The 18,517-nt window shown below is 69.5% G+C and carries 17 protein-coding genes; 10 read left to right on the top strand and 7 right to left on the bottom strand.

Going from position 1 to position 18,517, the window contains the following annotated elements; translation table 11 throughout:
• The 9 genes from V5F53_RS06670 to mfd all read left to right on the top strand — a co-directional run bounded on the left by V5F53_RS06670 (position 1) and on the right by mfd (position 9,970).
• Positions 1–834 carry a segregation and condensation protein A gene (locus V5F53_RS06670; RefSeq protein ID WP_393996739.1) on the top strand — a complete coding sequence of 278 codons (834 nt, stop codon included), beginning with the start codon at positions 1–3 and terminating at the stop codon, positions 832–834.
• Entirely contained in the window at positions 831–1,544 is a 714-nt protein-coding gene (scpB, locus tag V5F53_RS06665; protein ID WP_393996740.1) for an SMC-Scp complex subunit ScpB, read from the top strand. Before V5F53_RS06670 ends, scpB begins: the two co-directional genes overlap by 4 nt.
• Positions 1,545–1,723: 179 nt before the next feature.
• Positions 1,724–1,954, top strand: a complete 231-nt coding sequence (locus V5F53_RS06660; protein WP_393996741.1) for a twin-arginine translocase TatA/TatE family subunit — start codon at positions 1,724–1,726, stop codon at positions 1,952–1,954.
• A gap of 62 nt (positions 1,955–2,016) precedes the next feature.
• Positions 2,017–2,547 carry a Sec-independent protein translocase protein TatB gene (gene tatB / locus V5F53_RS06655; RefSeq protein WP_393996742.1) on the top strand — a complete coding sequence of 177 codons (531 nt, stop codon included), beginning with the start codon at positions 2,017–2,019 and terminating at the stop codon, positions 2,545–2,547.
• Complete coding sequence (tatC, locus tag V5F53_RS06650) at positions 2,544–3,350, top strand: twin-arginine translocase subunit TatC (RefSeq protein ID WP_393996743.1); 807 nt, start codon at positions 2,544–2,546, stop codon at positions 3,348–3,350. The genes tatB and tatC overlap by 4 nt, the downstream gene beginning before the upstream one ends.
• Before the next feature lie 116 nt (positions 3,351–3,466).
• Complete coding sequence (gene serS / locus V5F53_RS06645) at positions 3,467–4,936, top strand: serine--tRNA ligase (RefSeq protein WP_393996744.1); 1,470 nt, start codon at positions 3,467–3,469, stop codon at positions 4,934–4,936.
• Positions 4,937–5,028: 92 nt separating this feature from the next.
• A complete protein-coding gene (gene surE / locus V5F53_RS06640) occupies positions 5,029–5,796 on the top strand; it encodes a 5'/3'-nucleotidase SurE (protein ID WP_393996745.1) in 768 nt (255 codons plus the stop codon).
• Between the two features lie 147 nt (positions 5,797–5,943).
• Positions 5,944–6,240 (top strand): FAD assembly factor SdhE, encoded by a 297-nt coding sequence (locus V5F53_RS06635; protein ID WP_393996746.1) that lies wholly within the window; start codon positions 5,944–5,946, stop codon positions 6,238–6,240.
• Positions 6,241–6,454: 214 nt separating this feature from the next.
• The gene (gene mfd, locus V5F53_RS06630; RefSeq protein WP_393996747.1) at positions 6,455–9,970 is read left to right on the top strand and encodes a transcription-repair coupling factor; all 3,516 of its coding nucleotides are present in this window, start codon (positions 6,455–6,457) and stop codon (positions 9,968–9,970) included.
• A gap of 443 nt (positions 9,971–10,413) precedes the next feature.
• Here mfd and V5F53_RS06625 read toward each other — a convergent pair whose 3' ends face one another.
• From V5F53_RS06625 to V5F53_RS06615, 3 genes are all read right to left on the bottom strand, one after another.
• Positions 10,414–10,767: a hypothetical protein gene (locus V5F53_RS06625; RefSeq protein WP_393996748.1), complete on the bottom strand. Its 354-nt coding sequence runs from the start codon at positions 10,765–10,767 to the stop codon at positions 10,414–10,416.
• Between the two features lie 84 nt (positions 10,768–10,851).
• Complete coding sequence (locus tag V5F53_RS06620) at positions 10,852–11,619, bottom strand: SH3 domain-containing protein (protein ID WP_393996749.1); 768 nt, start codon at positions 11,617–11,619, stop codon at positions 10,852–10,854.
• A gap of 148 nt (positions 11,620–11,767) precedes the next feature.
• Positions 11,768–13,621 (bottom strand): extracellular solute-binding protein, encoded by a 1,854-nt coding sequence (locus V5F53_RS06615; RefSeq protein ID WP_393996750.1) that lies wholly within the window; start codon positions 13,619–13,621, stop codon positions 11,768–11,770.
• Between the two features lie 249 nt (positions 13,622–13,870).
• On the opposite strand from V5F53_RS06615, the gene V5F53_RS06610 reads away from it, so the two are divergent.
• Complete coding sequence (locus V5F53_RS06610) at positions 13,871–14,626, top strand: invasion associated locus B family protein (RefSeq protein WP_393996751.1); 756 nt, start codon at positions 13,871–13,873, stop codon at positions 14,624–14,626.
• Positions 14,627–15,124: 498 nt separating this feature from the next.
• On the opposite strand, the gene hspQ is transcribed toward V5F53_RS06610, so the two are convergent.
• From hspQ to gltX, 4 genes are all read right to left on the bottom strand, one after another.
• The gene (hspQ, locus tag V5F53_RS06605) at positions 15,125–15,493 is read right to left on the bottom strand and encodes a heat shock protein HspQ (RefSeq protein ID WP_393996752.1); all 369 of its coding nucleotides are present in this window, start codon (positions 15,491–15,493) and stop codon (positions 15,125–15,127) included.
• Positions 15,494–15,587: 94 nt separating this feature from the next.
• The gene (locus V5F53_RS06600; RefSeq protein ID WP_393996753.1) at positions 15,588–16,628 is read right to left on the bottom strand and encodes an HpcH/HpaI aldolase/citrate lyase family protein; all 1,041 of its coding nucleotides are present in this window, start codon (positions 16,626–16,628) and stop codon (positions 15,588–15,590) included.
• 161 nt (positions 16,629–16,789) lie between these two features.
• Positions 16,790–16,993: a sulfurtransferase TusA family protein gene (locus V5F53_RS06595; protein ID WP_393996812.1), complete on the bottom strand. Its 204-nt coding sequence runs from the start codon at positions 16,991–16,993 to the stop codon at positions 16,790–16,792.
• Positions 16,994–17,043: 50 nt separating this feature from the next.
• Positions 17,044–18,459 carry a glutamate--tRNA ligase gene (gene gltX / locus V5F53_RS06590; RefSeq protein WP_393996754.1) on the bottom strand — a complete coding sequence of 472 codons (1,416 nt, stop codon included), beginning with the start codon at positions 18,457–18,459 and terminating at the stop codon, positions 17,044–17,046.
• Positions 18,460–18,517 lie beyond the last annotated feature (58 nt).

Raw genomic sequence — 18,517 nt, 5'->3', positions numbered from 1 at the left:
ATGGCGGGGGGCGGCGGCGACTTCCCCGCATTTGGCGATACGCCCGACACCGGGGGGGACGAGGCCTTCGTGGTGGACCTCGACGGCTTCGAGGGGCCGCTGGACCTGCTGCTGGCCCTGGCCCGCACCCAGAAGATCGACTTGAGCCGCATGTCGATCCTCGCCCTCGCCAACCAGTATCTTGCTTTCATCGAGGCGGCGCGGCGCGGGCGGCTGGAGCTGGCGGCGGATTATCTGGTGATGGCGGCCTGGCTCGCCTATCTCAAGTCCCGCCTGCTGTTGCCGGCGCCGCCCCAGGAGGAGGGGCCGAGCGCCGAGGAGCTGGCCGCCGCCTTTGCCCGGCGTCTTCGGCACCTGGAACGCATCCGCAAGGCCGCGGAGCAGCTCATGGCCCGGCCGCAGATGGAGCGGGACGTGTTTGCCCGCGCCCGGCCGGACCCGGCCAGCCTGCCGCCGCGTCCGGTGGTGTACACGGCCGCGCTCTACGACCTCCTGTCCGCCTACGCCCGCCAGCGCCAGACCCAGCTGCTGTCCACGGTGACGCTGAAGCTTCGGGCGGTCTGGTCCCTGGCCGACGCGCGCGAGCGGCTGGAGCGGCTGCTGGGGCGGCAGATGCTGGCCGACTGGATGCGGCTGGACCAGTTCCTGCTAGAGTATCTCGCCCGGCCCGACCAGCGCGCAACGGCGCTCGCCTCCAGCTTTTCCGCCACCCTGGAGATGGTGCGCGAGGGACTGATCGAGATTCGCCAGGAGGCGCCGTTCGCGCCGCTGTGGCTGCGCTCGAAGGCGGACCCGGCCGGTGGCGGGCGGTCCGGGTCGGGAGAGGAGCCATGAAGAAGCCGGCGCCGCGCATCGACCTGTTCGACGTTCGTCCCGACGACGCGCGCGCCGCCGCTTTCGCGCGTGACCTGCGGGTGATCGAGGCGCTGTTGTTCACCGCGTCGAGCCCGCTGGATGCGCGGGCGCTTCGCCCGCGCCTGTCCAAGGGCGCCGACCTGGAGGCGCTGATGGAGGCGCTGGCTGCCGACTATGCCCGGCGCGGCGTCAATGTGGCGCGGATCGGCGGCGGCTGGATGCTGCGCACGGCGCCGGACCTCGCCGGCGAGCTGGCGGACCTGGTGCCGGAGCAACGCAAGCTGTCGCGGGCGGCGGTGGAGGTGCTGGCCATCATTGCCTACCACCAGCCGGTCACCCGGGCCGAAATCGAGGAGATTCGCGGCGTTTCCACCTCCAAGGGCACGCTGGACGTGCTGCTCGAGACGGGGTGGATCCGCCTGCGCGGGCGCCGCAAGGCGCCAGGGCGCCCGGTGACTTACGGCACCACGGCGGCGTTCCTCATTCAATTCGGTCTCGATGCTGTGTCCGACCTGCCGGGCATGGACGAATTGAAGGGCGCCGGGCTGCTGGACGGGCGCATTCCCGCCGGCTTCGCCATGCCGCTGCCCTCCGACGATCCGGCCTTGCGCGACGACGAGGAGCCCCTGGAGCCGGCGCCGCTCGATTTCACCCTGGCGCCGCCGCCCGAGGACGAAGGCCCGGGATGAGCGGGCGCCCGCCCAGGCGGTAAATCGGTGGGTTCTCCGCATGGCCGCGGCCGGGCACGGCCCGCCCTGTGGATGCCGCCGGCGTCCTTGTTTTCGCCGCGGGTGGGGCCTAGTGTCGGCGTCCGAATGCCCCGAGGCGCCTGCCGCCGGGGCCTCTGATCTTTCGGAGGATGACCGGAATGGGTTCGTTGAGCATCTGGCACTGGATCGTGGTGCTGGCCGTGGTGCTCCTGTTGTTCGGCCGGGGCAAGATCTCCGACCTGATGGGCGACGTGGCGAAGGGCATCAAGTCCTTCAAGAAGGGCATGGCCGACGACGACGAGCCGGCGAAGCCCGCCACGCCGGAGGCGCCGCGTCCCCTGCCCAACCAGGCCACCAGCGCCACCGAGGGTGAGAAGAAGGCCGTCTGACGGCGTTCTTCCCGTCCATCCGCGATGAGGAGGGCGGCTGCGGCCGCCGGCGTGAGGCGCCCATGTTCGAGATCGGCTGGTCCGAGCTGATGCTGATCGGCATTGTCGCGCTGATCGTCATCGGCCCGAAGGAGCTGCCTTCGGTGCTGCGCACCGTCGGCCGCACGGTGACGAAGTTGCGCCGCATGGCCGGCGAATTCCAGGGGCAGTTCCAGGAGGCCTTGCGCGAGGCGGATATCGCCGACATGCGCAAGGAAATCTCGGACGTAACCGACACCGCCCGCTCGTCGTTCGCGGGCGTCGGCGCCGGGGAGGTGTTTGACCCCCTCAAATCCATCCGCGACGAGATTCGGGCGACGGTGGAGAGCGCCGGCAAGCCCAAGGTGGAGCCCGCTCCGGCTGCCGGGTCCGAGAGTCCCGTGCAATCCCTGGTGCCGCCGCCAGCGGAAGCGCCGCTGCCGCCGCCGGTGTTTCCGGCGGCCGCGCCGCCTGCGGCTGCTTCGCCCGCAAATGCCGCCGCTGCAAATGAACTTTCGGCAAATGCGCCGGTTGGCGCGCCTTTGGCCCAATCGCCCAGCACGAGTGCGCAATGAGCGACGAGGACGACATCGACGCATCGAAGGCCCCGTTGATCGAGCACCTGATCGAGCTGCGCGCGCGCCTCATCAAGTCGCTCCTGGCCTTCCTGGTTGCGTTCTTCATCTGCTTCACGTTCGCCAAGCAGATCTACAACATCCTGTTGTGGCCCTATGAGTTCGCCTCCGGATTCGCGCCGGGGCTGAAGCTCATCTATACTGCGCCACAGGAGTTCTTGTTCACCCAGATCAAGCTGGGCATGTTCGGGGCGGCCTTCATCTCGTTCCCGGTGGTGGCGGCGCAGGTCTACATGTTCGTGGCGCCTGGGCTCTACAAGCACGAAAAGAACGCGTTCCGGCCGTATCTTATCGCCACCCCCATCTGTTTCCTCATCGGCGCGGCGTTCGTCTATTTCATCGCCATGCCGCTGGCGATGACCTACTTTTTGAACATGCAGCAGGCCGGTGGCGATGGCCGGGCGGAAATCTCGCTGCTGCCGCGCGTGTCGGAATACCTGTCCCTCATCACCACGCTGATCCTGGCATTTGGCATCTGCTTCCAGCTGCCGGTGATCCTCACCCTGCTGGCGCGCATCGGCGTGGTCACGCAGGACATGCTGCGCAAGGCGCGCCGCTACGCCATCGTCGGTGTGTTCGTGGCCGCCGCCGTGCTCACCCCGCCGGACGTCATCAGCCAGCTCTCCCTTGCCCTGCCGACGCTCGTTCTCTACGAGGTGTCCGTCTATCTGGTGGGCATCGTCGAGAAGCGGCGGGCGGCGGACGATGCGGCGCGGGACGCGGCCGACTCCGCCGCCGGCTGAGCGCGGCGGGGTTCCCCAGTCCAATTTCGACGGGACGGCGGAACGACAACCCGGAGGCGGGTGGTCGGGGCTGGCCCCTGCGGCGAAGAACGGGCCGCAAGCGAAGAGGCCGGCACATGCACGACATCAAATGGATTCGCGAACAGCCGGAGGGCCTCGTGGATGCCCTGGCCCGGCGCGGTGGCAACGCCGATGCGGCGCGCCTCGCCGGCGACCTGCTGGTCAAGAAGGTGCTGGGCCTCGACGAGCAGCGGCGCGTCGCCGTCACCCGGCTCGAGGGCCTGCTGGCGCGGCGCAATGCCGCGTCCAAGGAGATCGGCCAGGCCAAGGCGCGCAAGGATGAGGTCCGCGCCCAGGCGCTGATGGCCGAGGTCGCCGCCCTCAAGGTGGACGTGCCGGCGCTGGAGGCCGAGGTGAAGGTGGTGGAGCAGGCGCTTGACGCCGAGCTGGCCGCTATCCCGAACGTACCGCTGTCCGAGGCCCCGCTCGGCCAGGACGAGCATGACAATGTGGAGAAGAGCCGCTTCGGCGCGCCGCGCGCCTACGCCTTCACGCCGCGCCAGCATTTCGAGGTGGGCGAGGCCCTCGGCCAGATGGATTTCGAGGCTGCCGCCAAGCTCTCCGGCGCGCGGTTCGTGGTGAACAAGGGGCCGCTGGCGCGCCTGGAACGGGCGCTGGGCCAGTTCTTCCTCGACACCCACACCGGCGAGCACGGCTACACCGAGGTCAATCCGCCGATCCTGGTGCGCGACGAGGCCATGTATGGCACGGCGCAGCTGCCGAAGTTCGAGGATGACCAGTTCGGCACTTTCCGCGCCGAGGACCTGGCGGCGGCGGTGGCCGGCGCGCAGGACCAGGCCGCCGCCCAGATCGCGGCGCTGCTGGCCGAGGGGCTCGACGTGGCGAGTGCGCTCGATCGGGTGAATCTGGCCGCCCACATCCGCAAGGCGCAGCTCGCCAACCGGCTGTGGCTGGTGCCCACCGCCGAGGTGCCGCTGACCAATCTGGTGCGCGAAAGCATTGTGGCTGAAGAGGAACTGCCGCTGCGCCTCACCGCGCTGACCCCCTGTTTCCGCGCTGAGGCCGGGGCGGCGGGGCGCGACACCCGCGGCATGATCCGCCAGCACCAGTTCAACAAGGTTGAGCTGGTGTCCGTCACCGCGCCGGAAAAGTCGGGCGAGGAGCACGAGCGCATGCTCGCCTGCGCCGAGGCGGTGCTGAAAAAGCTGGACCTGCATTATCGCGTGGTGACCCTGTGCACCGGTGACATGGGCTTCGCCTCGCAGAAGACCTATGACATCGAAGTGTGGCTTCCCGGGCAGGCGGCGTTCCGCGAGATTTCGTCGTGCTCCGTGTGCGGCGATTTCCAGGCGCGTCGTATGAACGCCCGTTATCGCCCGGCCGACGGCAAGGATGGCAAGGCGGCGCCGCGCTTCGTGCACACTCTGAACGGCTCGGGCGTGGCGGTCGGCCGCGCCCTGGTGGCGGTGCTGGAGACATACCAGCAGGAGAACGGCGCGGTGGCCGTGCCGGAGGCGCTCGCCCCCTACATGGGCGGGCTCAAGCTGATCGAAAAGCTGAAGTAGCGCGACCTGCCCCGTCCTCCCCCGTGGGGGAGGACGGGTGCGCCATGGGGCGGGCGGCAGATCGTGACTTCGGGTCGAAAGGGGAAGAGGCCATGCGTATCCTGGTGACCAATGACGACGGCATCCATGCCCCCGGCCTGGAGGCTTGCGCCCGCATCGCCGCCGCCTTCTCCGACGACGTCTGGGTGGTGGCGCCCGAGTTCGACCAGTCCGGCGTCGCCCATTCCCTCTCGCTGTCGGACCCGCTGCGCCTACGCCAGGTGGAAGAGCGCCGCTTCGCGGTGAAGGGCACGCCCACCGATTGCGTCATCATGGCGGTGCGCCACATCCTGGCGGACAAGCCGCCGGATCTGGTGCTGTCCGGCGTCAACCGCGGCCAGAACATCGCTGAGGACGTGAGCTATTCGGGCACCGTGGCGGGGGCTATCGAGGGCACCATCCTGGGCATTCCCTCCATCGCCCTGTCCCAGGCGTTCGGCATCAAGAGCCGGGAAAACCCCAGCTACATCACCGCCGAAACCCACGCCCCCAAGATCATCCGCGCCTTGCTGGAGGAGGGAATTCCGCCCGGCATCGTCATGAACGTGAATTTTCCGGACCGGCCGCCGGAGGAGATCACCGGCATCGTCGCCACCGCCCAGGGCAAGCGCGACCAGCGGCTCATGCGCATCGAGGCGCGGCGCGACGGGCGCAACCACCCCTATTACTGGATCGCGTTCGAGCGCCGCATTTTCGACACCGCGCCGGGCTCGGACCTGCGTGCCCTGGATGAAGGCCGCATCTCGGTGACGCCGCTGCGCCTCGACATGACCGACGAGCCGCTGATGACGCGCCTGGCCTTGCTGTTCGAAGGCAAGTAGGCGCCCCGGATCGGGGTGTGTCCTCAGCGCTCCCGGCAGGCGGCGCCTGGCGGCTGCCCCCTGGCCAGTGCCTCCGCTTGCTCCTATAAGCGTCGTCCACGGACGGGCCGGCGGCCCGGCCGCCGCCTTTATTTGGAGACCGCGTTCATGTCCGGCTCACCGCGCTCCAGCGCCGATCTCGATCCGCGTCGCAAGCGGCTGCTCTATCGTGCCTGGCATCGGGGCATGCGCGAGATGGATCTGATCATGGGCAAGTTTGCCGATGCCGAGATCACGGGTCTTTCAGAGGTCGAGCTCGCCGATTTCGAGGCCCTGATCGATGCCCAGGACCAGGACATCTTCTCCTGGATTTCTGAAACCAAGCCGCTGCCGGCCGAATACGATACACCTCTGTTCGCCCGCATGAAGGGGTTCCACGACGACGGGCGCGGCCTCTCCGCATAGGCCTGCCGCCGTCCGCCGTCCGCCTTGGGCGCGTCCCCATCCGCAGCAGCGGCGGGCGCGCGTGAGGGAAGATGCCTAAGAGTGAGAAGGGCAGGCCGTCCCGCCGCCGCCAGGGCCGCGGCAGCGCTTGCGCTCGAAATGTCCGGAGCGGTTGACGCGGGTTGATGCGCGCGACACCCGCTCCCGCCGCCCCCGTGCCCCCGGAGTTGATCCCGTGAAGCGTCCCCGCCTGCTTGCCGAAGCGCTGGTGCAAGGCCGGCCCCTGACCCTCGCCCGCGTCGCGGAGGGCATGGAGGGCCTGGTGGTGGGGGATCTCGCCCGCGCCGTCGCCGCCGAGAAGAACGGGCCCTGGCCGGCGCTCACCGTCATCTGCCGCGATGGCCAGCGCATGGCGGCGCTGGAGCGGGGCCTCGCTTTCTTTGCCCCAGAGGTGGAGGTTCACGCTTTCCCGTCCTGGGATTGCCTGCCCTATGACCGGGCCTCGCCCAACGCCGCCATTTCGGCCCGGCGCATGGCGACGCTGGCGCGCCTCGCCCGGGTGAAGGGGGGTGGCGCGGCGGTGCTGCTCACCACCGTGAACGCCACGGTGCAGCGGGTGCCGGCCCGGACGCTGGTGGCGGCGCAATCGCTCTCGGCGGCGCCGGGCAATGCCATCGCCCTCGATGGCGTCACCGCCTGGGCGGAGCAGAACGGCTTCCTGCGCACGCCCACCGTGCGCGACACCGGCGAATATGCGGTGCGCGGCGGGCTGATCGACCTTTATCCCCCAGGCCTCGACGCCCCCATCCGGCTCGATTTCTTCGGCGACACGCTGGAGAGCATCCGCGCCTTCGACCCGGAGACCCAGCGCACCACCGGCCAGCTCCGGTCGCTGGAGCTGGTGCCCATGGCCGAGTTCCAGCTCACCACCGCCACCATGAAGCGCTTCCGCATGGCCTATGTGGCGGAGTTCGGCGCGGCGCAGAAGGGCGACACCCTCTACGAGGCGGTCAGCGAGGGGCGCCGCCACGCCGGCATGGAACATTGGCTACCGCTGTTCCACGAGCACATGGACACGCTGTTCGACTATGTGTCGCAAAGCCCCATCGTGCTCGACCCGCTGGTGGACGAGGTGGCGGGTGAGCGGGTGGCGCAGATCGCCGATTATTATGCCGCCCGCAAGGAGGCGCTGGACCATCCGGCGGGTGGCGCGGTCTATAATCCGCTGCCGCCCAACCGGCTCTATCTCACCGGTGCGGAATGGACCGCGCGCGTCGCCGCCGCCCGCACCGCCCATCTGTCGCCCTTCGCCCCGCCGCCGGCCGGCACCGCCCGGGGCGAGGTGATCGACGTGGGCGGCACCAAGGGCCATTCCTTCGCCGCCGAGCGGGCCGATCCGGAAGGCAACGTGTTCGACGCCGCCGTCGCCCATGTGCGCGAGCTGCAGAAGAGCAAGAAGGTCATCCTTGCCGGCTGGTCGGAGGGCTCGCGCGAGCGGCTCGGCACGGTGCTGGCGGACCACGGGCTGACGGGGGCCGCCCCCATCTCCCGCTTCGACAGCCTCGGCGCCTTTCCCAAGACCCAGGTGGCGCTCGCTGTCTATGGCGTCGAGGCCGGGTTCGAGACCCCCGACTTCGCGCTCATCGGCGAACAGGACATTCTCGGCGACCGTCTGGTGCGCCCAAAGCGCAAGGCGCGGAAGCCCCAGGATGTCATTTCCGAGCTCACCGCCCTCACCGCCGGCGACCTGGTGGTGCATGTGGACCATGGCATCGGCCGCTTCATCGGCCTGAAGACCATCGAGGCCATGGGCGCGCCCCACGACTGCCTGGAAATTCACTACGCGGGCGGCGACAAGCTGTTCCTGCCGGTGGAAAACCTGGAGCTGCTCTCGCGCTACGGCTCGGAGGACACCGAGGCCCAGCTGGACAAGCTGGGCGGCGGGGCCTGGCAGGCGCGCAAGGCGCGCATGAAGAAGCGCATCCGCGAGATGGCTGCCGGCCTCATCAAGATCGCTGCCCAGCGCCAGCTCGGCGAGGCGCCCCGGCTGGTGCCCGCCGCCGGCCTCTATGACGAGTTCCGCGCCCGCTTCCCCTATGAGGAGACCGACGACCAGGAAGCCGCCATCGGCGCCGTGCTGGACGACCTGGGCTCCGGCCATCCCATGGATCGCCTGGTGTGCGGCGACGTGGGCTTCGGCAAGACCGAGGTGGCCTTGCGGGCCGCTTTCGCGGTGGCCCTCTCCGGCAAGCAGGTGGCGGTCGTGGTGCCCACAACCCTGCTGGCCCGCCAGCATTTCAAGACCTTTTCCGAGCGCTTCAAGGGGCTGCCGGTGCAGGTCGCCCAGGCCTCGCGCATGGTTACGGGCAAGGATCTCACGGCGGTCAAGAAGGGGCTGGCCGACGGCACCGTCGACATCGTGGTGGGCACCCATGCCCTGTTGGGCAAGGCAATCCAGTTCCGCGACCTCGGCCTCGTCATCGTCGATGAGGAGCAGCATTTCGGCGTCGGCCACAAGGAGCGGCTGAAGCAGCTGCGGGCCGAGGTGCACGTGCTCACCCTCACCGCCACGCCCATCCCGCGCACGCTCCAGCTCGCCATGACCGGGGTGCGCGAACTGTCCATCATCGCCACGCCGCCGGTGGACCGGCTGGCGGTGCGCACCTTCGTGACCCCGTTCGACCCGCTCATCGTGCGCGAAGCGCTGCTGCGGGAGCGCTATCGCGGTGGCCAGAGTTTCTATGTGGTGCCACGCATCGAGAACCTGGCGGAGGTTCAGGAGTTCCTGGCGGCGACGGTGCCGGAAGTGAAGGTGGCAGTGGCGCACGGCCAGATGGGCGCCGGGGCGCTGGAAGACATCATGACCGCCTTCTACGACGGCCAGTACGATGTGCTTTTGTCCACCACCATCGTCGAGTCGGGCCTCGACGTGCCCAATGCCAACACCCTCATCGTGCACCGGGCGGACATGTTCGGCCTTGCCCAGCTCTACCAGCTGCGCGGCCGGGTCGGCCGGGCCAAGGCCCGGGCCTATGCCATCTTCACCCTGCCGGCGGCCCGGGCGGTGACGGCGCAGGCGGAACGCCGGCTGAAGGTGCTGCAATCGCTGGAAACGCTGGGCGCCGGCTTCCAGCTCGCCAGCCATGACCTCGACATCCGCGGCGCCGGGAACCTCCTGGGCGACGAACAGTCGGGCCACATCAAGGAGGTGGGCTACGAGCTGTACCAGGAGATGCTCCAGGAGGCGATCGCCCACATCAAGGCCGGCATCACCGACTATGTGGACGACAAGTGGTCGCCCAACATCACCATCGGCACGCCGGTGCTGATCCCCGAGGACTATGTGGCCGACCTCCATGTCCGCCTCGCGCTCTATCGCCGGCTGGCGGACCTGCAGGAGGACCAGGAGATTGACGGCTTCAGCGCCGAGCTCACCGACCGCTTCGGCCCGGCGCCGCAGGAGGTGGGGCATCTGATCCAACTGGCCAAGATCAAGGCCCTGGCCCGCGCCGCCAATGTGGAGAAGGTGGATGCCGGTCCCAAGGGAGTGGTGCTCGGTTTCCGGGGCAACGAGTTCGCGGACCCCTCGGGGCTGGTGAAGCTCATTGCCCAGGAGGGGTCTCAGGCCAAGGTGCGCCCCGACTTCAAGGTGGTGTTCCTGCGCGAATGGCCGGCGGCCGATGCCCGGCTGAAGGGCACGTTGGCGATTTTGAAGAAGCTGGCGGCCCTGGCGCAGAAGAAGGGGCTTTGAAGGCCGGCGCCAGGGGCGCGCCCCTGGCGCCTTCCACCAAGGGGCATCCGCCAAGGGGGCATCGCGGCGGCACCGGCCGGTCGATGGGCTCCGGTGTCGGAACCCGGCCCAGGAAGCCCGGCCCAGGAAGCCCGGCCCAGGCCCGGCGGGCGCGGTGAGGCCGGGGCACAACCGAGCGGCCGCTGCTTGCGCGCCGCCTGCCGTTTCCCCCGCTCATCGCACGGCCGTCCAACGCCGGACGGCGCGAGCCCGGCTGAGGAGCGTTCCAGATCGACCTCTCCGGACCCGCGGCCATGCCGGCTGCGCGCGACGCAGCCGGCATGCGCGATCCGTTCCCTCGGTGGCGCCGGACGGGAGCCCGGCGCTCGATGCCTCCTGAAGAACCAAGCCTCCAGAAGGCTCAAGCCTCCGGCGAAGCCCTGGCCCCGAGGCTGCCGCCGGGCTTATTTCTTGCCGTCGATGCCCAGGATGCCGCCGACCGTGCCGCCGACCGCGCCCACGGCGCCGCCGACCACGGCGCCCACCGGGCCGGCCGCCTTCTCGCCGGCCTTCACGCCCTCGGTGGCGCCCTCGCCGGCGCCCTTGGCCCCACCGACCACGCCGCCCGCGACGCCGCCACCGACCGCGCCCACAGTGCCGCCCACGGCGCCACCCACCGGCCCCGCAGCCTTGTCGCCCGCCGCCGCGCCCTTGTCCGCGCCCTGCTGGGCGCCCTGCACCACGCCCTGCGCGGAGGCTCCGGTGGATGCCAGCGCCAGAGCGAGGAGGGCTGCTCCCGCCGCAATGCTCGTCTTCATGGCTGATCCTTCCTGTTCGTCGTTTCGGACGCCGCCAAGGGGCCGATGCGCGTCACGCCGGCCGAACGGGCGCTCCGGGGCGGGTCATTGGTCCACCGCCCGACGATATACATAGCCCCGCTTGCCGTTGGCCGCCACCTCACACCAGAACTTGCATGAATAGACCGTCACCTTGGTGCCGGCCTCCAGGGTCGCCAGCACCGCCGCGCCCTTCTGTGGCGCGCTGCGCAGGTTGATGGCGGTGTTGATGCGCCCGTTTTCTCCCGTGGGCGCGGCGGTGCCGTCGGCGGCCTCGGTCGCCGGCTTGGCCGCGGTGGCTACCTCGGGGGTGGGGTCGTCGGTGGCATCGGCGTCGGCTTTGTCGGCGGACATGGGCTCAAGAAAGGCAGGCCGCGCGAAGTCTTCGGCGGTGGGCCCGGCCGGTACCGGTGCCGCCGGCGCGGATGCCGGGGCCGGCTCGGGGGCTGGAGCGGGCGGTTCCGGTTCTCCGGCGGCGTCGGCGGGAGCAACGGCGGCGGTGGTGGGGACAAGGCCGGCGGGGGCGACGGAGGCTCCGGGAGCGGCGGCGTCGCGGCCGGCCTCCTCCGTACGTCCAAAGCCGAGGCTGTGCAGCGTGTAGAAGCCACCCAGGACGACCACCGCCACCGCGCAGGAGATGGCCAGCGCCCGGAGCGCTACGGCGCGGTCGACACGGGCGTTTCCCCGGCGGGGCGTAGCGACAGGGCCGCCGCCGATGCGGGGGCGAACGCCCTGCGCGAACGGGCCGCGCGGCGGCTCGGCCGGGGGCTGCGGGGAGGCCGGGCGCGGTTCGATGTCGAGGTTTTCTGGCGCACGCTGGAGGTTGGCCATCATTTCCCTCCCCGACAGTCTGCCTGCGAAAATCCGCCGATCACTGAACGCCACGCCCCGGGCCCCTGCGGGCGGCGTCCGGACACTGGCCAGCGAATGCGGCCGATCTGTGCCGGGGAGCGGTGCCATAGTAGGCGCGTCACGGGTGCCGTCAACGGCCCGGCACCCGCCACCAGGTTTCGGGCAAAGTGCCATAAAGGGAAGCGCGCCCGGGCCGCGCGATCCGGGTCCAGCGCGCGAGCCATTGGCCCGGGGTGTGGAACAGCGGCACGGCATAAGCGCCGGACATCAGGGTTCGGTCCAGGGCCCGGGCGGCGGACACGTAGGCGTCCTCGTCGCTGGCGTCGATCAGGGCAGCGATGGCGGCATCCACGGCGGGATTGCGTGCGCCCATGTAGTTGCGCGTGCCCGGCGTATCGGCGGCGGCGGAGCCGAAATAAAAGGCCTGCTCGTTTCCCGGCGACAGGGACTGGCCCCAGATGAAGGGCACCATGTCGAACTCATAGGCATTGCGACGGGCATCGAACTGCACCGCGTCCACGAACCGCACCCGCGCCACGATGCCGGCGCGCTTCAACTGGGCGGCGTAGGCCAGGGCCAGCCGCTCCTGGTCGCGGGTCGCCACCATGATCTCGAAGTCGAAGGACGCACCCTCGCCATTCACCAGGCTGCCCTGGCGCAGCTGCCATCCGGCGGCGCCCAGCAGCGCCAGGGCCGCGCGCAGGCGCTCGCGGTCGCGCCCCGTGCCGTCGGAGACTGGCGGGCGATAGGTGCCGGCCAGCACGTCCGGCGTCACGGCATCGGGGAACGGCGCCAGCAGGGCGCGTTCGCGCGCGTCCGCCGGCTGCCCCAGGGCGGACAGCTCCGAGCCTTGGAAAAAGCTCGCTGTGCGTTGGTAGAGGCCATGATAAAAACTGCGATCCAGCCATTCGAAATCGAACAGCTCGATCAGCGCGCGCCGCACCCGGATGTCGGCGAACAATGTCCGCCGGGTGTTGAAGACCAAAGCGGAATAGGGTTTCGGAACACCGGTTGGGATGACCTCCTTCACCACGTCGCCGGCGCGGGCGGCGGGGAAGTCGTAGCCGGTTTCCCAGCGCGAGGGATCGCTCTCGAAGCGGGCGTCGATCAGGCCCTTCTTGAAGGCCTCGAATTCCGTGTTGCCGTCGCGGAAATAGACGAAATGCAGGGTGTCGAAATTGTGGAGGCCGCGGTTCACCGGCAGGTCGCGCCCCCAATAGTCGGGGTTGCGCGCCAGCGTGACGGACGCGCCCGCGTCCACCGCGCCGACGGTGTAGGGGCCGGAGCCGATCGGCGGGGTGAGGCTGGTCTCCTCGAACCGCGCGGGATCGGTGCTGGCGCGCGACAGCACCGGCATCAGGCCCATGATGAGCGGCAGCTCGCGATCCGGGGCGGTGAAGGTGAAACGCACGGTGCGGGGGTCGCGCGCCTCTGCTTTTGCCACCTTGCCGTAATAGAGCCGGTGGTTCGGCCGGCCCATCTCGCGCAGCAGGGTGAACGAGAACAGCACGTCGTCCGCTGTCACCGGCGCGCCGTTGGAAAAACGGGCGCGCGGATCGAGGGTGAATTCCACGAAGGTCCGCGCCGGGTCGGTGGCCACCGACTGCGCCAGCAGCGGATAAAGGGTGAAGGGCTCGTCGAACGAGCGGGCCATCAGCGGCTCGACCACGTAATTCCGTACCACCGCCGGTGCCGACCCCTTGACGATGAAGGGGTTGAGGCTGTCGAAGGTTCCCACCAGGGAGAGCGTGAGGCGGCCCCCCTTCGGCGCATCGGGATTGGCGTAGGGCAGGGCGGAGAAGTTCGCCGGCAGGTCCGGTGCGCCGCGCATGGCGATGGCCGGTGCTCCCTTTTCCTCAGTCTCGCCGGCGGTGGCGGCCACGGGCGAGACGGTGGCGAGCCACGCCGCGGCCGCCAGCCCTGCCAAAGCCCGCGCCGCAGCGAGAGGCAACGCATCCCTCTTTCGTGTCGATCTGCGCGGCATGAGTGCTTCCGATGCCCCCGTCGCTTGCCCCAGTCCCGATGAATGCGACTTGTTCACTCGGACTTCGGTCGTGTATTGGCCTTATTCGTCGGCAAGGTAGCACGCAAAGTCGAACCCAGCAGGCACAGTTCGCGGCCCGCCACCATCTTGCCTCAATTGGCCCAGAGACAGCGCGGGTCATGAAGCAGGTGCGGGCCAGCCGTCGTGCGCGAAGGTGAGCGACCGGCAGGCACCACAGGAAAGGCCACAATGACGAAGACCGATTCCATTGCGCGGCTCGCGGCGGGCGTCGCCGCAACTTTGTTCACTGTGGCGCTGGCCGGCCCGGCTTTCTCCCAGGCGCAGCCCGCCAAGCCCGCCGCCCAGGCGCAGCCGGCGAAGCCCGCCGGCGGGGCCCAGGGCGGCGCTCCCGCCGGCGCGCCGGCCGAGGCCGACGTGAAGTTCTCCGCCTCGCCCTGGCAGAAGATCTGCCAGGAGAATCCCGAGAACAAGAAGCAGGTGTGCGTGCTCACCCAGATCCTCGGGGTGGAGAGCCAGGCCATCGCCAAGCTCGACATCATCGAGATGAAGGACGAGCCGAAGAAGCGCCTCAACGTCTCGGTGCCGCTCGGCATGCGCCTGCAGCCCGGCCTGCGCCTGACGCTCGACAAGGAGCCCGTCTCCATTCCGTTCGTCATCTGCAATCCCATCCAGGGCGGCGGCGCCACCTGCATCGGCGACGTGGAGGTGGATGCCGGCTTCATCGCCAAGCTGAAGAAGGCCAATGCGGTCTATCTGCAGATGGTGAACGGCGTCGGCCGCACCTTGAGCCTGCCGGTGTCGAACGCCGATTTCGGCAAGGCCTACGACAGCCCCGGCGTCGATGCCAAGGTGGCCATCGAGCAGGAAAAGAAGCGCATGGAAGAGGCCCGCGCCAAGCAGCAGGCCCAGGATGAGCAGAACAAGGCGGCGCTGCTGAAGAAGGGGCAGGAGCTGGAGAAGGCCAACGCCCAGGGCGCCAAGTGAGGCTGTGAGCGCCAAGTGAGGCTGACGCTCGCCCGCCGATGACGCCTTCCGTGCCCTGGGGGCTGAGCCCTCGGGGTGCAGGGCGTGTGAGATCAAAACGGCGCGCGCCACGTCCGGCGCGTGCCGTTTGCGTGTTCAGCGTCCGGAGAACCCGCCGCCACGGCACGCGCGGGCAGGGGCTTGCGCCCTGACGAGCCCGGCCGATCGCGGGGGACCTATGTGGCACAGGCGTATTGGGGCGCTGCTTGCCCCGATTCCCGATGTGGCGGCGGCCGCATGGGCCTGTAGCCGGCGCCACATCGCCATGGGATGGCATGGGTTTGGTCTTGTGGAGTGCCCGTCAGCGGCGCCTCTCCCGGCGGTGGCGAATCAGACCTCGCCCTGCGGGTCTTGCGCGTCGTATCGTACCAGAGCGGGGGAGAGCCTCACTCTTGGGGCACGCTGCACGCGGCGGGCGCGAACCGGCGCGGCCGGCTTGCCTCCTGCCGTGCGTGGGAATCAGTTCAGGCTGCCCGGCCGCACCCGCCAACCGCCTGCGCCGTCGTCCAGCAGGGCCTCGTTGACCTTGGGGTGCCGAACCGGCTCCTCCGACGTGTCGGCCTCCAGATTCTGCTCGGAGACATAGGCCACGTACTCGCTGTCCGCATTCTCCGCGAACAGGTGATAGAAGGGCTGGTCCTTGTCGGGGCGGATGTCCTCGGGGATCGACAGCCACCATTCCTCGGTATTGTCGAACACCGGGTCCACGTCGAACACCACGCCGCGGAACGGGAAGTGCTTGTGCCGCACCACCTCGCCGATCCGGAACTTCGCCAACCGCATCTGCGGAGCCTCGACCGTCGCCGCGACCACCGCGGGAGGGGCCATGGCCCCAACCCCTTCCACAGCGCCAACGGCGGAGGGAGAGCTCGTCTTCTGTTGTGCGCCCATCGTCCGCCTCCTTGTCCTTAGCCGGATTATGTCACAGGCCGTAGGCCTTGCCCATTTCCGGATCCTTGGCCGCGACGATCCGGGCCAGGTCCACGATCACCTTCGCCTGTTTCCAGGTGGCATCGTCCTGCATCTTGCCGTCGATCATCACCGCCCCGGAGCCGTCGGGCATGGCCTCGACGATCTTGAGGGCGAACGCCACCTCGCCGGGGTCGGGCGAGAACACCCGCTTGGCGATGTCGATCTGGGTGGGGTGCAGCGACCAGGCGCCGACGCAGCCCTGCAGGAAGGCATTGCGGAACTGGCTCTCGCAGGCGGCGAGATCGGAGAAATCCCCGAACGGGCCATAGAAGGGCTTGATGCCGTTGGCGGCGCAGGCGTCCACCATCTTGCCGACGGTGTAGTGCCACAGGTCCTGCTGGTAGCCGGCGCGGGGAGCGTCGCCATTGGCGTCGGCCAGCACCTTGTAGTCGGGATGGCCGCCGCCGACGCGGGTGGTCTTCATGGCGCGCGAGGCGGCCAGGTCGGCCGGGCCCAGGCTCATGCCATGCATGCGCGGGGAGGCGCTGGCGATCTCCTCCACGTTCTTCACGCCCTCGGCCGTCTCCAGGATGGCGTGGATGAGAATCGGCTTGCGGACGCCGTTCTTCGCCTCCAGCTGGGCCAGGAGCTGGTCGAGGTAATGGATGTCCCAGGCGCCTTCCACCTTCGGCAGCATGATGACATCGAGCTTGTTGCCGATGGCGGTGACGATCTCGACGATGTCGTCGAGCACCCAGGGGCTGTTCAGGCAGTTGATGCGGGTCCACAGGCCGGTGGAGCCGAAGTCGGTGGCCTGCGCCATCTCGATGAAGCCCTTGCGGGCGGCTTCCTTGGCATCCGAGGGGATGGCATCCTCAAGGTTGCCCAGCACCACGTCCACTTGGCGGGCGATATCCGGCACCTTGGCGCGCATCTTCTCCAGGTGCGGCGGCACGAAGTGAATCATGCGCTCGAGCCGCACCGGCAGGTCGCGATAGGGCGCGGGCGCGCCGATGGCGAGCGGCTTGAAGAACTGACGCGGAAGCTTCATCGATCCCCCCTGGCTCCGGAGGCGGGGACGACGTCCCCCATGGTCCGGGCCCGTGTTGAGTTGCACTGCATCATAGCTCGCACCGGTCCGCAACGGCCCACATGCCGCGGCCAGCGATATTGCCCACAAGGGAGCGGTGTTATTCGCCTCGGCGTTCGCGTTCAATGGCCCTTGCGCAGGGTGAAGGTGAGGCGGCCGGCATCCACCACGCGTTCTTCCAGCACCGCGCCGGTTTCCTGCGCCACATGGGGGATGTCGATGACCGCCATGGGGTCGGTGCAGGTCACCACCAGCCGGCCACCGGCCGGCAGCGCCGCCAGCGCCTTGCGGGTGCGCAGCGCCGGCAGCGGGCATTTCAGGCCCATCAGGTCCAGCTCCACCGGTTCCGGTTCCGGCGCGGCGCGCCTGAGGCCGATCACCGCGCCTGGTCCTTCAGCCGCGCCAGGCTCTCGGCGCGGCCGAGCACGGTGAGCACGTCGAAAATGGGCGGGGAGGTGGACTTGCCGGTGAGCGCCGCCCGGAGCGGCTGCGCCACCGCGCCCAGCTTCACGCCGGCCTCGACCGCATAGGCGCGCACCACCTCCTCGGTGGCGGCGGCGGTCCAGTCGGCGGCCTCCAGCAACGGCACCAGTTTTCCAAGATGCACACGGCCAGCCTCCGAGAGCAGGGCTTCGGCCTTCTCATCCAGCGGCAGAGGGCGGTCCACGAAGATGAACTCGGCGTTGTCGAGCAACTCCACCACCGTCTTGGCCCGCTCCTTAAGGCCGGGCATGGCGGCGGCGAGTTGCGTGCGGCGCTCCGGCGTCATGCGGGCGAGACGATGGGCGGCGTCCGGCAGGTGCGGCACCAGCGCGTCGATGGCCGCCAGCAGCTCGGCGTCGGAGGCGGCGCGCATATATTGGCCGTTCAGGCTCTCCAGCTTCTGGAAGTCGAACCGGGCGGCGGAGCGGCCCACCTTGTCGAGGTCGAAATAGTTGACCATTTCCTGCGTGGAGAACACCTCCTGGTCGCCGTGGCTCCAGCCCAGGCGCACCAGATAGTTGCGCAGGGCCGCCGGCAGATAGCCCATGTCGCGATAGGCATCGACGCCCAGGGCGCCGTGGCGCTTGGAGAGCTTGGCGCCGTCGGGGCCGTGGATGAGGGGGATGTGCGCCATGCGCGGCACCTCCCAGCCCAGCGCGCGGTAGATCTGGGTCTGGCGGGCGGCGTTGGTGAGATGGTCGTCGCCGCGGATGATGTTGGTGACGCCCATGTCGTGGTCGTCCACCACCACCGCCAGCATGTAGGTGGGGGTGCCATCCGAGCGCAGCAGCACCAGGTCATCCAGGTCCTTGTTCGGGAAGGTGACCGGGCCCTGAACCATGTCGTCGATCACCGTCTCACCCTCGCGCGGGGCCTTGAGGCGGATCACGGGGCTGCGGTCCTTGGGCGCCTCGGAGGGGTCGCGGTCCCGCCAGCGGCCATCGTAGCGCGGCGGGCGGCCCTCCTTGCGGGCGAGTTCGCGCATCTCCTCCAACTCCTCGGGGGAGGCATAGCAGCGATACGCATTGCCCTTCGCCAACATCTCCTCCACCGCCGCGCGGTGCCGCTCGGCGCGGGCGAACTGGTAGATAGGGTCGCCGTCCCAGGTGATGCCGAGCCAGGAGAGGCCCTCCAGGATGGCGTCGATGGCCTCCTTGGTGGAGCGCTGGCGATCGGTGTCCTCGATGCGCAGCAGCATCCTGCCGCCCTTGGCCCTGGCGTAGAGCCAGTTGAACAGCGCCGTGCGGGCGCCCCCGATGTGCAGGAAGCCGGTGGGCGAGGGAGCGAAGCGGGTGACGATCTCGGACATGGAGAACTCGAAGGGCCGGGCGCGCTCCATGGGCGGAGGGCGCGGGAACAGGCGAGGC

The sequence above is a fragment of the Xanthobacter cornucopiae genome, assembly GCF_043195065.2.
Classification (GTDB): Bacteria; Pseudomonadota; Alphaproteobacteria; order Rhizobiales; family Xanthobacteraceae; genus Xanthobacter.
The sequence above is the reverse complement of the archived record's forward strand: the minus strand, read 5'-3'. Positions and strand labels throughout refer to the sequence as shown.

Bases quoted from the DNA above. Each gene is read 5' to 3' on its own strand.
- V5F53_RS06595 (WP_393996812.1), bottom strand. From the start codon at position 16,993: ATGGGCCTGAAATGCCCGCTGCCGGCGCTGCGCACCCGCAAGGCGCTG.
- V5F53_RS06670 (WP_393996739.1), top strand. From the start codon at position 1: ATGGCGGGGGGCGGCGGCGACTTCCCCGCATTTGGCGATACGCCCGAC.
- V5F53_RS06660 (WP_393996741.1), top strand. From the start codon at position 1,724: ATGGGTTCGTTGAGCATCTGGCACTGGATCGTGGTGCTGGCCGTGGTG.
- serS (WP_393996744.1), top strand. From the start codon at position 3,467: ATGCACGACATCAAATGGATTCGCGAACAGCCGGAGGGCCTCGTGGAT.
- gltX (WP_393996754.1), bottom strand. From the start codon at position 18,459: ATGTCCGAGATCGTCACCCGCTTCGCTCCCTCGCCCACCGGCTTCCTG.
- V5F53_RS06600 (WP_393996753.1), bottom strand. From the start codon at position 16,628: ATGAAGCTTCCGCGTCAGTTCTTCAAGCCGCTCGCCATCGGCGCGCCC.
- tatB (WP_393996742.1), top strand. From the start codon at position 2,017: ATGTTCGAGATCGGCTGGTCCGAGCTGATGCTGATCGGCATTGTCGCG.
- V5F53_RS06610 (WP_393996751.1), top strand. From the start codon at position 13,871: ATGACGAAGACCGATTCCATTGCGCGGCTCGCGGCGGGCGTCGCCGCA.
- V5F53_RS06635 (WP_393996746.1), top strand. From the start codon at position 5,944: ATGTCCGGCTCACCGCGCTCCAGCGCCGATCTCGATCCGCGTCGCAAG.
- tatC (WP_393996743.1), top strand. From the start codon at position 2,544: ATGAGCGACGAGGACGACATCGACGCATCGAAGGCCCCGTTGATCGAG.
- surE (WP_393996745.1), top strand. From the start codon at position 5,029: ATGCGTATCCTGGTGACCAATGACGACGGCATCCATGCCCCCGGCCTG.
- hspQ (WP_393996752.1), bottom strand. From the start codon at position 15,493: ATGGCCCCTCCCGCGGTGGTCGCGGCGACGGTCGAGGCTCCGCAGATG.
- V5F53_RS06625 (WP_393996748.1), bottom strand. From the start codon at position 10,767: ATGAAGACGAGCATTGCGGCGGGAGCAGCCCTCCTCGCTCTGGCGCTG.
- V5F53_RS06620 (WP_393996749.1), bottom strand. From the start codon at position 11,619: ATGATGGCCAACCTCCAGCGTGCGCCAGAAAACCTCGACATCGAACCG.
- scpB (WP_393996740.1), top strand. From the start codon at position 831: ATGAAGAAGCCGGCGCCGCGCATCGACCTGTTCGACGTTCGTCCCGAC.
- V5F53_RS06615 (WP_393996750.1), bottom strand. From the start codon at position 13,621: ATGCCGCGCAGATCGACACGAAAGAGGGATGCGTTGCCTCTCGCTGCG.